The organism is Halegenticoccus tardaugens (assembly GCF_004116405.1).
Lineage (GTDB): Archaea > Halobacteriota > Halobacteria > Halobacteriales > Haloferacaceae > Halegenticoccus > Halegenticoccus tardaugens.
Genome location: NZ_SDIC01000005.1, coordinates 56979 through 70399 on the forward strand (window position 1 = coordinate 56979; position 13421 = coordinate 70399).

General features: G+C 57.4%; 10 protein-coding genes and 4 pseudogenes. 8 read left to right on the forward strand and 6 right to left on the reverse strand.

From position 1 onward, the window contains the following. Positions 1 to 84 precede the first annotated feature (84 nt). The 3 genes from C3L37_RS14385 (at position 85) to C3L37_RS14395 (ending at position 3365) form a co-directional block, all read left to right on the forward strand. On the forward strand, positions 85 to 876 hold the full coding sequence (locus C3L37_RS14385; RefSeq protein ID WP_129115321.1) for an IclR family transcriptional regulator: 792 nt from the start codon (positions 85 to 87) through the stop codon (positions 874 to 876). Between the two features lie 108 nt (positions 877 to 984). After that, on the forward strand, positions 985 to 2052 hold the full coding sequence (locus C3L37_RS14390) for a mannonate dehydratase (RefSeq protein WP_129115322.1): 1068 nt from the start codon (positions 985 to 987) through the stop codon (positions 2050 to 2052). A gap of 662 nt (positions 2053 to 2714) precedes the next feature. Continuing rightward, positions 2715 to 3365 (forward strand): ThuA domain-containing protein, encoded by a 651-nt coding sequence (locus C3L37_RS14395; RefSeq protein ID WP_129115323.1) that lies wholly within the window; start codon positions 2715 to 2717, stop codon positions 3363 to 3365. A gap of 58 nt (positions 3366 to 3423) precedes the next feature. Here C3L37_RS14395 and C3L37_RS14400 read toward each other — a convergent pair whose 3' ends face one another. From C3L37_RS14400 to C3L37_RS14425, 6 genes and pseudogenes are all read right to left on the reverse strand, one after another. Beyond that, on the reverse strand, positions 3424 to 3726 hold the full coding sequence (locus C3L37_RS14400) for an L-rhamnose mutarotase (protein ID WP_129115324.1): 303 nt from the start codon (positions 3724 to 3726) through the stop codon (positions 3424 to 3426). Positions 3727 to 3881: 155 nt separating this feature from the next. Then, positions 3882 to 4799: a DUF7260 family protein gene (locus C3L37_RS14405; protein ID WP_129115325.1), complete on the reverse strand. Its 918-nt coding sequence runs from the start codon at positions 4797 to 4799 to the stop codon at positions 3882 to 3884. A 52-nt stretch (positions 4800 to 4851) separates the two neighbouring features. Further along, a pseudogene (locus tag C3L37_RS14410) lies at positions 4852 to 6141 on the reverse strand (RNA-guided endonuclease InsQ/TnpB family protein). A gap of 3 nt (positions 6142 to 6144) precedes the next feature. Continuing rightward, the gene (locus C3L37_RS14415; protein WP_129115326.1) at positions 6145 to 6300 is read right to left on the reverse strand and encodes a DUF2080 family transposase-associated protein; all 156 of its coding nucleotides are present in this window, start codon (positions 6298 to 6300) and stop codon (positions 6145 to 6147) included. Positions 6301 to 6595: 295 nt separating this feature from the next. After that, positions 6596 to 7669: a D-xylose 1-dehydrogenase Gfo6 gene (gene gfo6, locus C3L37_RS14420; RefSeq protein ID WP_129115327.1), complete on the reverse strand. Its 1074-nt coding sequence runs from the start codon at positions 7667 to 7669 to the stop codon at positions 6596 to 6598. Positions 7670 to 7939: 270 nt separating this feature from the next. Next, positions 7940 to 8155, reverse strand: a pseudogene (locus C3L37_RS14425) (alcohol dehydrogenase); the annotation flags it as partial. Between C3L37_RS14425 and C3L37_RS14430 the strand changes: the two are divergent. From C3L37_RS14430 to C3L37_RS25785, 5 genes and pseudogenes are all read left to right on the forward strand, one after another. Next, positions 8148 to 8858 (forward strand): annotated as a pseudogene (locus C3L37_RS14430) (SDR family NAD(P)-dependent oxidoreductase); the annotation flags it as partial. The pseudogenes C3L37_RS14425 and C3L37_RS14430 sit on opposite strands and share 8 nt — an antisense overlap. A 932-nt stretch (positions 8859 to 9790) precedes the next feature. Continuing rightward, positions 9791 to 10966 (forward strand): mandelate racemase family protein, encoded by a 1176-nt coding sequence (locus tag C3L37_RS14435; RefSeq protein WP_129115329.1) that lies wholly within the window; start codon positions 9791 to 9793, stop codon positions 10964 to 10966. Positions 10967 to 10970: 4 nt separating this feature from the next. Next, positions 10971 to 12068, forward strand: a complete 1098-nt coding sequence (locus C3L37_RS14440; RefSeq protein WP_129115330.1) for a Gfo/Idh/MocA family protein — start codon at positions 10971 to 10973, stop codon at positions 12066 to 12068. 12 nt (positions 12069 to 12080) lie between these two features. Continuing rightward, positions 12081 to 12212: a hypothetical protein gene (locus C3L37_RS25340; protein ID WP_267195322.1), complete on the forward strand. Its 132-nt coding sequence runs from the start codon at positions 12081 to 12083 to the stop codon at positions 12210 to 12212. A gap of 52 nt (positions 12213 to 12264) precedes the next feature. Next, positions 12265 to 13343: pseudogene (locus tag C3L37_RS25785) on the forward strand (mandelate racemase/muconate lactonizing enzyme family protein). The last annotated feature ends 78 nt before the right edge of the window (positions 13344 to 13421 follow it).

The following is a 13421-nucleotide window of genomic DNA, read 5'->3' on the forward strand; positions in this document are numbered from 1 at the left end:
TTCCGCCAACGGACCGCTCCATGATCTGTTCTTGTTCCCCTTAGAGGAACAGGATTAAGTAAGTGGGACGACGTGGTACGGGGCATGAGCACAAACCCCGATAGCGACAAACCATCACAACAGCCGCGGACGATACGAGGGGTGAATATTTCGTACCGTATCCTGGAAGCCATCAAATCACTCAACGGTGCAGGTGTCTCGGAGATCGCATCGCACGTCGGCCACTCGAAGAGCACGGTCTACAGCCACCTCACCACTCTGGAGCAAAACGAAATCGTCATCAAAGAGAACGATGAGTACCGGTTCGGCCTTCGGTTGCTGAGCTTCGCGGAGCAGGTTCGCGACCAGATAACCAACCACGACATCATCACTGCCGAACTGGACTCGGTCGCCGAGGAGATGGTCGAGATGATTCAGTTCGGTCTCGAAGAACACGGGCGGGTGAAATATCTTTACAAGGCCAGCGGTGAGCGTGCGGTCGTCACCGCGTCGCGGCCCGGATCTCACTCACCAGTCCACTCTACGTCGCTCGGGAAGGCGATTCTCGCCCACCTTCCCGAGGAGCGTGTCGACGAAATCATTCGCGAACGGGGACTCCCCGCACGGACGCCGAACACGATAACCGACCGGGACGAGCTATTCGAGGAGCTCGAACGGACGCGTGAGCGGGGATATGCCCTCGACGATGAGGAGAATCTCGAAGGAGTACGGTGCGTCGCGGCGCCGGTTATGGAGGGAGACGATGTGTTCGGTGCCGTGAGTATCACCGGTCCGTCACGTCGGTTCACTCACGAGCGTCTCGAACGCGAATTCGCCGAACTCGTGCAGGAGACCGCGAACGTCATCGAACTCAACACTAAGTACTCCTCATTGTAGACGAAAAAGGCGGGCACTTCACGCCCCCGGCTAAACAGACTGTGAAACCCCACGTGCGAGAGGACGCCAACCCCACAGTATTTAGTCCTCTAGTGAACATGGCTATTCATGACTAGAAGCACTGCGACAGTCGAGACGACCACCGACGCGACCGTTCGGGTCGGCGTTCGGACGCGGGCGCTCTCGAAACCGCGACTCCAGTACATCAGACAACTAGGTGCAACTGACATCTTCGTCGACCACGCCGACACGGACGAAGAGCCGGACGAGTTCAACGATCGAGACAGTACCGCCACACTCTCCATCGGCCGGGACACAATACCCACCGTCGCCGATCTCGACGCCGCCCGAGAGCGCGTCGAAAACGCAGGACTCTCCCTTACCGGCATTCAGTCGCTCCCGTACTCGCTGTACGGGGATATCATGTTCGGACGCGAGGGGGCGGACGACGCGCTCGACCAGATTACGACGCTCGTGCGCAATCTCGGTGAGGCGGACATCCCCATTCTTGGCTATCAGTGGAACCCTCGCGGGGTGGTTCCGATGCGGACCGCACCGGTCGAACTCCGCGGCGGCGCCGTTGGCACCGCCTTCGACCTCGACGAACTCGACGGTCCGGACGACCTGGCACCCGGTCTCGATCGGGCGTACACCGAAGACGAGTTCTGGGAACATTACAGGACGTTTTTGGAACGTGTCCTGCCCATCGCCGAGGAAGCGGGCGTCAACCTCGCGCTGCATCCGGTCGACCCGCCGGTCCTCAAATCGCTCGGAGGGATTCCACGCCTGTTCCGAAACGTCGAGAACTTCGAGCGCGCAATGGACCTGGTGTCGAGCGACAACCACGGACTGAAGCTTTGCTTGGGTTGTTTCTCACAGATGGGCGAAGATGTACACGAAGTGCTCCGTCGGTTCGGCGAGCGCGACCAGATAATCTTCATTCACTTCCGCGATGTTGAAGGGACTGTCCCGCGATTCAACGAGACGTTCGTCGATCAAGGAAATTTCGATACCAGCGAAACCGTCCGGACGCTTTACGAAATCGGCTTCGACGGCGTCGTCATCCCTGATCACGTCCCGAAGATGGTCGGCGACGACGACTGGCGACACCGCGCTCGGGGGTTCACCGTCGGGTATCTCCGAGGCGTGATTGACACTGTACGGTCGGAGAACTAAATCAGACGATTCTCTGTGATCAGCTCCTAGCATCTGATTGATATAATCTCCCTGAAGGCGGAGGATGTCAATCGGCGGCCCTCAAGTCCGTGTCGTTGGAAGTAGGATAATCGGTGAAAATCACAAATCTGACCGGCTCTCTCTGCGACGTTTGACCGATATTACCGGACGATCAACCATTCGGTATCCTAATGGCGGAGCAAACCCAATGATTCAGCCCAGTTTGGACTTACAAACGGGAGGCTAGGTAAACATCCGAACAGACGTATTCCGTCACGCCCCCAAGTCTGTCATGCATTGGTGCCAAGAACCACTATCACTACCGGTGAAGAACCTTGTATCCGGCCATGTCGGACAGAATGTTACCCTACCTGTTGTATCCAGTGCAGTTCCTTTTTGACAAACATTGGACGTTGCAGGTTTCTGTCCGAGTAGGCCGCTAACGTCATTTGTTGGGAGTACGAACGAAAGGTGCCCTCGGCCATTAGAGGAATCATCGTACAAGTATGCAGTCTGATCAGGCCTGAACGCGAAGCCCCCACCACCGAGATTCAGATCTAGATCGAAGTAGATGATTTAATAACTATTTGATTGTATATTATAGTGGGATTTGACTGTTAGGAACGAAACGTATTTAGCCTTATACCAATAGTGAAGAAGATATGGCACAATCAACCGTACTTCTAATAGGTGAGAACACGTTTCCTTTCCACACGTTTGACGAGATGGCTCCGTATATCGAAGCTGCACTTGGCGATGGCATCTTACTCGATACAACAACCAATCGAGACGTGCTCTCTGAGCTTTCCGAGTATGACCTCCTCATAGACTATCTCACTGACAGTACGCTTAAGCCAGCTCAACAGGAGAGCCTTCTTGAGTTCGTCAAACACGGTGGCGGCTATCTCGGTATACATTGCGCGGCGGATATCACAAGTACGTCCGACGGGGATGGTGGTATTAAAAAACGAGATGAGCCGATTCCTGAATTCCGCGATCTACTTGGCGGTCATTTTCTTGATCACCCTGAGCAGTCACCGTTCCGTGTACTGATTGTCGACGATCATCCGATTACCGACGGTGTTGACGATATTGAGGTATTCGACGAGCCCTACTGTGTTGATTACGACGAATCGTCTATCCATATCCTGGCTCGCATGGATCACCCAGATTTGGACGCGTATCCTGTTGTTTGGATACGTTCGTATGGTGAGGGAAGCGTCTGTTACGCTTCACTTGGCCATACTCAGGAAGCATTTGAACATGAGCACTATCGTCGACTGCTTCAAAACGCGGTTCAATGGTTGACTTGAGCCTTGTTCACCTTTGCTCCCCCGGCGTATCTGATTCACATACTCGACTTAGGTGATTCTAGATCATTCTATAGACTTCATCTAGCCAAATTACGTCCTCATCGGTGAGAATAGGCTCCATAACTTCGTCCCACTGTGCCTGCGCATCACTGTTTTCCATTATATCTTGTATCACATTCGGCTTGTCTACTTCCATAAATCCGAAAACGTGACCTTCTTTCTCAAACACGCTGTACGTTTGTAGTCCGGCATCAGAGTCAAGGTATGCTCGTTCCAGTTCATCTGAGACGTGTTGATGTGCTTCACGATAGGCATCTTGTTGTTCATCTTTAATTGTTAAATGAAAGGCGATGCGGGCCATGAGACTTGCATCTCACGGCGGATATAATGCAGTTCGGATAGCAGAAAATTAGTTTGCGGCCCTCATTTTTGAAAAGAAATACTCCTCTCCCGCGCTTCTCGATCATCAAGCTTGCGTGTTCACCAATCTCTTCGGCAAGTTTTCTGACACCTGATTCACACTCTTCTTGTGATCAATCGCGTTATTTCTCGCTTGGCATCTTGTATGTGTTCAATGACGCGTGTTCCGTCCACCAGAACAGGATATGTGACGTCAAGATCTTTATAGAGGTACGCGTGAAACATCTCGCTACTCAGTCGACGATAGCCGACTGGATAGCCGTCGTGAATTGACTGCTGTCGGTTATTCAAGCAGTCGATACACTCTCTTTCGAGTGCGTCAAGGCGTTGCCATGCTGAAATAAGTTCGTTGTATGGACGTGCCTCAAATTGCTGTGATCGAATCGTCTTGCATTGCCGAATGTGCTGACGGAGTGACTGTCGGGCAGTCTTCAACGTGTCGGCTTCGGCGTCTATCGCTTGTAATAAGGCCTCACGTTCCTCACGTGAGTTAATCCCTTTCTGTATAAGTGCCTGTTTCAATTGTGGTGTAAAACCGTCGCTTTCAGTTACGGCAACGGCGATTTCATCCGAAAACTCGTTGCGAAGATTCGTCGATAAGGATTCGTCGTACTCATCAGAGTAATGCTGGGTTGCCATAATCGTCTCTCGATATGCCTGTTGAACACGGTTGATGCCGTCTCCATCTTGCGGTTGTTCAGCGCGGAGGTGAACACCGTCAGGCGATGTAGACGGCGTCGTCGGTGACAGCGACTTCACTCGCTCAATAAATGTATCAAACGCTCGCAGTTCATCGCTTGTCTTTCTTCGTTCGTTAGCGACAAGTGTTTGCGCTGCCGGAATCGAACTGAGCGTCCCAATTACAAGGAGACAGAGTACTCCCATCCAAACTGTGAGCCCAAGGACTTCAACCAGCTCTACTCCGCTACATCCGGAAACGATTGAACAACCGTTCGCACCGACCTTTGGGACAGAAACCGGGAGTTTACCTACTATATATATATTGCCGAGCATACTATTGCTATTCACTCCGTGCTGTGAGATAACGATTGTGTCTGTCAGTGAACTACTCCGCCCTGCTCGGCCTTGCGGCCTCGCTGAGAACGGGGCTACCTGTTTCGATGACGCGCTTTGCAGGAACCGAGTTGGTTTCCAGAGGGAGCGCAGTCTCCACAGGCGTTCGAAAATCGCTACACGATTTTCGCAGCCCATCAGAATCGCACCGCGATTCTGAGGACGTTGATTCGGAGTGAACCACTCCTACTTGATCAAGTCCGCGAGCAAGGATGTTGTACGCTGCGTTGAGATCCCGGCCCGCCTCGAATCCGCACGAGGGACACGAGTGTTCGCGCATCCACAGTGGCTTGTCGGTTGAAACACCACAGGACGCACACTCCTTAGTCGTTCCGCGTGGATCGACGGCGTCGAAGTGCGTCCCTTCGCTGTCGCACTTGTATTCAAGCATCGAAAGGAACGTCCCCCATGCCGCCCTGGCGCGGTTTCGGCTGTTCGACGGGAGTTCCATTAGGCCCTTGGCATCAAGGTCTTCGACCGCCACAAAGTCGTACTCCCGAGCGTAGTAGTTCGAGGGTTTGTGCAGGAAATCGCGGCGCTTTCGCTTCAGGGTGGCATGACGTTGGGCGACGATCCGCTGTTGGGTGCGGTAGTTCGCCGACCCGTGTTATTTCCGCGAGAGCTTCCGTTGCTCGCGTTCCAACCGCTCGCGTTCGTCGGAAAGGTCGGGACCGTCGACGGCGATGCCGTCGCTGTCATGGGCGTTCTTCAAGATACCCACGTCGATTCCAATACACTTCTCGGGGTTCTTGGGTTTCGGCGGTGCGTCGTTCTCGGTTTCGAGTCCGAGAACGGCGAACCACTCGCCGGTCGGTTCTTTCTTCACCGTCACCTGTTTGATCGCGGCGTCGGCGGGTAGTTCGCGGTGGAGCCGAACAGGTATTTTTCCGATCTTTGAAAGGCGTAGGACGGTCCGGCCATTCGTGCTCTTGAGTCCAAAGCCGGACTGTCGGTACGTGAACGATCGGTACTCGTTCGGCGCTTTCCACTTGAGCAAGCCGACCTTCCGACCGCTATCCATTACGTCTTTGAGCCGTAAGAGGTTGCAATACAACCGCTCGACGACGTTCTGAAGGGTCCGAGAGTACAAGTCGAAAAGGTCAGACCACCACTCTTTGATCGATGGAAGTTGGTTGATCTCGCCGTACTTCGTCGTCCTGTCAACACGGTTGAGTCGGTGGAGGAAGTGGTTAATCACTTGCCGGTACAGGTCGCGGTGTCGATCCAACGTCTCACGGAGGGCGTTGGACGGATGGAGCCTATATCGGTAGTTGTAGCGCAGAGCCTATTCGTCGGCTGGATCGGGGTCGGAAATGCGGACGACTTTGACCTCGGCACCGATCCATCGCTTCGGGACGGTGATGTGAGCACCACCGCTCCCGAATGGTTTCACGGTTCGGTCGAGGACTTCTTCGGCATTGTCGGTTTCGTACCGATCCATTACTGATCTATATGTTTTCCATATAGTTAAGCCTATCGATAGCGTGGGCCTGCGGACCTGCTACCGAGCATGCATGAAAACTGTGCGGGCGTCGCCAGAACGCTTCCGCATTCTTGCTGCCAACCAGAAGCCGTAGGCTTCTGGTGACGTTGACGAGACGCGCAGCGTCTCGTTCGCACCCTAAAAGTCTTCGATTTCTGGGGACGCTGTATCCCCTCCCTACTCGCTCCCTCCGGACGCCCGTTGAGGAAGGGGTCTTAGCGCCTCAATTTAGATAAAATTTCGATAGCTCGAATTACTCCAAGTTGGCGGTTTCGCCGCTCTCAGCAGCCTCGTGAATTGCAGCGATAATTCGCATGTCCTGCAGTCCATGTCGCCCATCTGGATAAATAGCACTATCTGTGAGCACACGATCCGCGAAGTAGTCAAACTCCTCCCGCATTTCTTGCTCAGAATCGAATGTATCGTGAGCGACTCGAACCGAGACATCACCGCGCGAGAGGTACAACGTACACTTGCCGTGAAACGCAGGTCGAAGTTCAATTTGTCCCTCAGTTCCCGTGAGCTTCAACTGTGTGTCTTGCTGGGCATGTTGGCTCGATGTTGAGACCATTTGAATGCCATTTTCAAAACGAAGAATCGAAGCTGCCTGCTCATCGGGAACGTCGGCGAATGCCTCATGACGCGACTCCATTCTCGAAAAGACAGCAACCGGCTCGCGTCGAAGCAAAAAGCGCGTTGTGTTTATAGAATAGATGCCCAGATCCATCACTGATGTCCCGTACCCCGAAAGATCAGGGTTGAGGCGCCACTGATCGGGGTCGGGGATCATCTCCAAAAGCGGTTGACTGTTGTTGCCGTACACCGACATGGGCTTACCGAGGAATCCTTCCTGGATGAGTTCGCGTGCGCGGCGGACTGCGGGATCAGTTTGCATCCGGTATGCGACCATCAACGGTACATCGGCGTCCTCGCAGACTTCGACCATTCGCTCGGCGCGATCAACGGTTGCCTCCATCGGTTTCTCAGTCAGTACCGCCTTACCGAACTTTGCAGCAGTTTCCGCGTAGTCGAGGTGGTACGCATTCGGCGTGCCAATGTAGATAGCGTCATAAGCATCGCTCGCGACGCCATTGTGGAATTCGTCGTAGCTGATTCCGTGCTCGATATCATGATCCGCGGCAAGTCGCTCGGCTTTTTCGACAGAGCTGCTCACGAGAACCGTTGTCGTGCCGTTTTCGGACGATTCAATCGCGGGGATCGCAACGTCTGCCGTCCACCACCCGAGTCCAATTAAAGCGTATCTGAGTTCTCCTTCGGTTGTCGTCTGCCAGTCTCGCGCGTTGTAGTTGTCGATCCAGTCGATCATTGACTGTGAGAGCTCTCGGCATTCATAAAAACGCTCCGGCATAGCGTGCTGAAACTTCCGTCTGTACGCACCTCCGTTTCTCGGCACCCTCGACAAGGAATGGGAGCGCCCTCATCACCGATGAATGTTCCACCTTATATTGTGCGGTGAAGGGCGCTCGAACCTCGCCCTGCAGGCGGGAATACAGTGCTCCTCTTCGATTCCCAATCTCGAATTGACGCGGGTAACACAGGAACTCGGGAAGTGTCGCCCTTGCGGGTGGCGAGGACGTCATGCACCCAATACTGAGACGTCGAAGATGGGCTTGGCGGTTCCGCCTTCAAGGAACGTCTTGAAGGCGTCGTCGGTTTCCAGCAGCGAGAATCGGTCGTCGAGGAACGTTTCGCAGTCGACGTCGCCTATGCGAATCATACGCAGCGACCGTTCGAAGTCGTCGTACGTCGAGGCGTACGAGTATTGGTGATCGATCTCTGCGCGGACGAGCGGCATCGGACAAGCCATCGCACTCGGATTCGCGGAAGAGGGGGCTGACGTCATCGCGACGAGTCGAAGCGAGGAAAAAGTCGACGAGACGACAGCGGCCCTCGAAGAACGCGGCGCGAAGACGACGCGAGTCACGTGCGATGTGACAAAGGAGACGTCGCTTGAGCGAGTCCGCGAAGCGGCCGGGCGCAAGTTCGGCGATATCGACGTGGTCGTCGCCTCACAGGGCGCCATCTCTCGCGAGTCGATTTTAGGAATCGAAGACGACGACTGGGAGTTCGTCACTGCCGTTGTGCTCGACGGCGTCCGACGGGTAACTCAAACCTTTGCGCCCGCCATGGCCGATGGCGGAAGCATCGTTAATATCTCGTCGCTTTCGGCCCGACTCTCAATGGCGAACCTTCCGGCGTACTCCGCGGCAAAGGGTGGCATTGTGGCATTTACCCGCGTCTCCGCTAAGGAGCTCGCCCCCGAGATACGGGTGAACGCTATCGCGCCTGGATTCGTCATTACGCCACAGAACGAAGACATCTATGCGGAAGGAGAGGAGAAGCGCCAGCGTATCGACGAACGGACGCCACTCGGTCAGGTCGCCGACCGCGAGGAGATAGTCGGCGCGGCCGTCTACCTCTCCAGTGATGCTGCTTCATACGTGACGGGGGAAGTACTCACGGTTGACGGTAGGTTCGCGGACAGCGCGTTTTGAGTGATGTCGGTATTCGGCTACAAGCTCCGCAACGAAGCTTGATTCTCGACTTGTCGATGGCTCTGCCAGCACGACTGTCATCGAGACCAGCGATAAACAAGATTGCTTGCCTCTGAACGATGACGATCTATGGACGACCGTAAGGCGTTAGCAGGAGACTCTCCCCGGGGTCTGGTCCTCACGTGCGCATTTTGGATGTTGAAAGAACAATTCTTTTTTATGTTTTTACGTTCGTGTTCACCCCGCCCCGTGCGACGTCGCCCGCGGTCGAGATCGGTTACCGTCGCCTGGTGATGACTGGTCGATCGCACAGGAAGGTTGTGCGACGATAGTGAACGGTGGCGTCGTACGTTGTCTGAGGTGACGCTGGCGATCGAGTTCGCAGAACGACTACGACGCGCTGCGTCCCCGATTTGGTGCTCAGTTATCGATCTCCCCCTCTCTGGTGGGGGAACCGGTTACAACCATAGTGGTGTGACGCGCAGGGATAGGTGGACTGACGGTCGGTCGTAGTAGGCGACGAGGTCGCTCGATTCGGTTCGTCTTCTGTTCGACACCCCTGAGTCTCCAAATCCACTAAAAGAGAGAGTTTCAGCGCAACCAACGCGGCGTTTATTATCGCCGAACGATGTGATGTACGTATCTTCGAACGAATTCCTCCGATGGAACGATTTCATGGACTCTTACCGCGTACAGATTCGAACTAATCTAAAAATTTGGTGTGTTTCACTCTGTCCCGAACGTTACGTAGGTATCTGGTAGTGACGAAAATGGTCGGTCGTTCCTCTCGAAGGACGCGCCCGGAATGGCGAATTGGACGAGTGGAACGCCTGCAGCGCGTCGAGGACCGACGGTTTGACCGATTCTACAGTCGATACACCGTCTCCGGGATAGCGACATAATTTATTACCATGGGTCGTATTGCCGACCTCATGGCGCCGAAAATAACGCGCATCGAGAGCACAGAGTTCCGCTATCCGCTTGAGGATGTCGGCACCGACGAAAACGGGTTCAACCTGATCTACTCGCCCGGGGAGACGACGGAACGCAAGTTGTTCGCGCTCCGCGTCCACACCGACGAGGGGATCGCCGGCGAGTACGTCGGTGGCAACTCGCCCGCGGCCGCCCAGATTAACACGTTCGCGGACTATCTCGTCGGGAAAAATCCCTTAGCGCGCGAACGTCACTGGAGCGAGATAAAGCGCGCGCTCCGCAAGTACGATCGGATGGGCATGGGACCGATCGACATCGTCCTGTGGGACTTCGCCGGCAAGTACTACGACGCGCCCATACACGAACTGTTGGGCACTTACCGCACCCGACTTCCAGCATACGCGTCGACCTACCACGGTGACGAGAGTGGGGGCCTCGATTCACCTGAGTCGTACGCCGACTTCGCCGAGGAATGCCTCGAAATGGGCTACCCTGGATTCAAGATCCACGGCTGGGGCGGCGGCGACGGGGCGCGCGACGTCGACCGCGAGATCGAGACCGTCCACGCCGTGGGCGAGCGGGTGGGTACGGAGATGGACCTGATGCTCGACCCTGCGTGTGAACTCGAGACGTTCGGCGACGCGCTGAAAGTCGGGCGTGCGTGCGACGAGGAGGACTTCTTCTGGTTCGAGGATCCCTTCAGAGACGGCGGCATCTCTCAGCACGCTCACCGCAAACTCCGCGATTTCCTCGACACGCCCGTCCTCCAATCGGAACACGTTCGCGGACTCGAACCACACTCGGACTTCATCGCGGCCGACGCGACTGACTTCGTGCGCGCGGACCCGGAGTACGATGCCGGAATCACGGGAGCGATGAAGATCGCTCGCGTCGCCGAGGGATTCGGTCTCGACGTGGAATTTCACGCCCCCGGCCCCGCCCAGCGCCACTGCATCGCCGCGGCACGGAACGCCAACTACTACGAACTCGCGCTGGTTCATCCCAAGTGTCAGAACACCCAGCCGCCGGTGTACGCGGACGGATACTCCGACATGCTCGACGCGATCGACTCGAACGGAACGGTCCCGGTTCCGGAGGGGCCGGGGCTGGGCGTCGAGTACGACTGGGAGTACATCGAGGAACATCGGACGGGGAGCCTCCACGTCTACGAATAATCCGATGACGTACGAAGCTGGTATCATCGGTGCCGGCGGGATCGCAGGCATGGGCATCCTCGGGATGCACGACAAGGAGGACATCGGACGGAAGAAGGTCACGGCGAGTCACGCCGGCGGATACGACGCGACCGACGAGATCGAACTCGTTGCGGTCGCCGACGTCGACGCGAACAAGCTTGATCGGTTCGGTGAGGCGTGGGAGATTCCGCCGGAGAGGCGGTACGTCGACCACGAGGCGATGCTCGAAGTCGAGAACCTTGACGTGATTTCGGTGTGTACCCCCTCGTACCTCCACCACCGCCACGTCGTGGACGCCGCGCGCTCGTCGTCCGAACCGGCGGTCGTTTGGTGCGAAAAACCCATCGCGTCGAGCGTCTCTGACGCGAAAGAGATGGTGTCGGTCTGTGAGGAGACGAACACGGAACTCGTCGTCAACCACTCGTTCCGTTTCACCGATAAGCTGCGTCAATTACGGGAGTTGATACAGGAGGAGGGCGTTCTTGGCGACGTCCGTTCGGTGAGCACGCAGTTCCGGATGGAACTGCTCCGCAACTCCACGCACCTCCTCGACACGCTCGTCTACCTGCTCGACACGCGTGCGAAGCGGGTCGCCGGTCATATCACCGGCGAGAACGAGGCGGTGGACTCCCTCGGCGCCGGTCGCGCCGTCGACGACGCCGGCGGGGGCGGATTCGTAGTGATGGAGAACGGCACCTTCGCGACGATCGACTGCACGGTTCCCCGCTCGATCTCCTCGATGACGCTCCTGTTCGTCGGGACCGAAGGGAAGCTCTACATGAACAACGACGACGGCGAGTGGCGCTACTGGCGGCTCGAAGACGGCGAGCACGCCGAGGCGACGCTCCCGGGGATCGAGGGCGCGTGGACGTGGGACGACGACTATCGGCGGGCGTTTCCGAACGCCGCGCGGCGCATCGAAGCGATGCTCGAGGGGGAGGCCGAAAATCCCTCAACTGGGGAGGAGGCGACCCGCTCACTCGAAATCATCGTCGGCCTGTACCTCTCGGACTACACGGGCGGACAGGTCTCGATCCCGCTTGAGCGGCCCCTCCGGGGCGTCGAGGTGACCTCCTGGTAAACGTCGGGCGCCATGGTCGGTCGCGACGACGCCGAGCCGCCTGAAGCACCGCTCTCGGAACCACTCGGCGATACGCGGAAGCGGATCACGGAGCAGTCCGCGCTGCTCGTCCGGATCGGGGTGAGCGATCGTGATCAGGAGTGACAGGACGAAACAACGGTACGCTGAAGTGATTGGCCGGGAAACTCCGGCCGTCATGCCAGCGGTGACCAACATTCGCACTCGCCAGTACGAGATACCGAACGAGGAGTCGCTCGACGACGCCACCCAGTCTTTCCGCGCGCTCGAACTTGTCGTCGTTGAGGCCGAGACGGACGACGGCGATCGCGGACTCGGCTTCACCTACACGATCGGCGAGGGCGGCGAGTCGACTCGCAGCTTCGTCGAGTCGGTGCTCCGTCCACTCGTCGAGGGCGAATCGGCGGCGCCACGGGTCGCACACGAGCGGATGCGGGCGGGAACGACGTTCGTCGGGCGCGAGGGAGTGTCGGAGCTCGCGATCTCCGCCGTCGACATCGCCCTCTGGGACGCGCTCGGTCGGCGACTGGGTGCACCGCTGTACGACCTCCTGGGCGGCGATCGGGAGCCGGTTCCGGCATACGAGACGAACGGTGGGTGGCTCCAGTACGACGAAGAGACGCTCGTCGAGAACGCCGCCGCAGCCGCTGATGCGGGGTTCGCGGGGATGAAAATGAAGGTCGGGCGCGGCGCCGCCGAGGACGAGCGGCGAGTCCATGCCGTCAGAGAGACGCTGGGTGCGGAGATGGATCTGATGGTCGACGCCAACTGCTCGCTCGACTTGCCACGGCCCGCCGCCTCGCCAACCGACTCGCGGATCTCGACGTCGCTTGGTTGGAAGAACCGCTGGAGAAAGGCGACTACGCCGCGCTTTCTGACCTCCGCGCGGCGATCGACGTGCCCGTGGCAACGGGGGAGAATTTTTACAACGAGACGCAGTTCCGACAGGCGATCGCGGCCGACGCGGTCGACGTTCTCCAGCCCGACGTCTGCCGTGTCGGCGGCGTTACGCCGTGGCTCCGCGTCGCCGAGGCCGCCGCGACCGCCGGCTTGCCCGTCTCGCCGCACTACGTCGAGCCGATTCACGTCCACCTCGCCTGTACGGTTCCGAACGTGCCGTACGTCGAGCACCACTCGACCGTCCTCGATCGCGTGCTCGCGTCACCGCTTGCGCTCGAAGACGGCGTGTTCACGCCGTCAAAAGAGCCCGGACACGGCGTCGAATTCGAAGAAATAGAGCGGTTCCAGGTCGAATAAAGCCGCACTGGCCCGCCCGTGCCCCGTTGGCCGCGACGCGGTGGGCGGCGGACGGTCGAAAAGCCGTCCCGGCCGGGG

Coding starts and splice junctions, on each gene's coding strand:
- C3L37_RS14435 (WP_129115329.1), top strand. CDS start 9,791: ATGGCGCCGAAAATAACGCGCATCGAGAGCACAGAGTTCCGCTATCCG.
- C3L37_RS14390 (WP_129115322.1), top strand. CDS start 985: ATGACTAGAAGCACTGCGACAGTCGAGACGACCACCGACGCGACCGTT.
- C3L37_RS14385 (WP_129115321.1), top strand. CDS start 85: ATGAGCACAAACCCCGATAGCGACAAACCATCACAACAGCCGCGGACG.
- C3L37_RS14395 (WP_129115323.1), top strand. CDS start 2,715: ATGGCACAATCAACCGTACTTCTAATAGGTGAGAACACGTTTCCTTTC.
- C3L37_RS14405 (WP_129115325.1), bottom strand. CDS start 4,799: ATGCTCGGCAATATATATATAGTAGGTAAACTCCCGGTTTCTGTCCCA.
- C3L37_RS14415 (WP_129115326.1), bottom strand. CDS start 6,300: ATGGATCGGTACGAAACCGACAATGCCGAAGAAGTCCTCGACCGAACC.
- C3L37_RS14400 (WP_129115324.1), bottom strand. CDS start 3,726: ATGGCCCGCATCGCCTTTCATTTAACAATTAAAGATGAACAACAAGAT.
- C3L37_RS25340 (WP_267195322.1), top strand. CDS start 12,081: ATGGTCGGTCGCGACGACGCCGAGCCGCCTGAAGCACCGCTCTCGGAA.
- gfo6 (WP_129115327.1), bottom strand. CDS start 7,669: ATGATCGACTGGATCGACAACTACAACGCGCGAGACTGGCAGACGACA.
- C3L37_RS14440 (WP_129115330.1), top strand. CDS start 10,971: ATGACGTACGAAGCTGGTATCATCGGTGCCGGCGGGATCGCAGGCATG.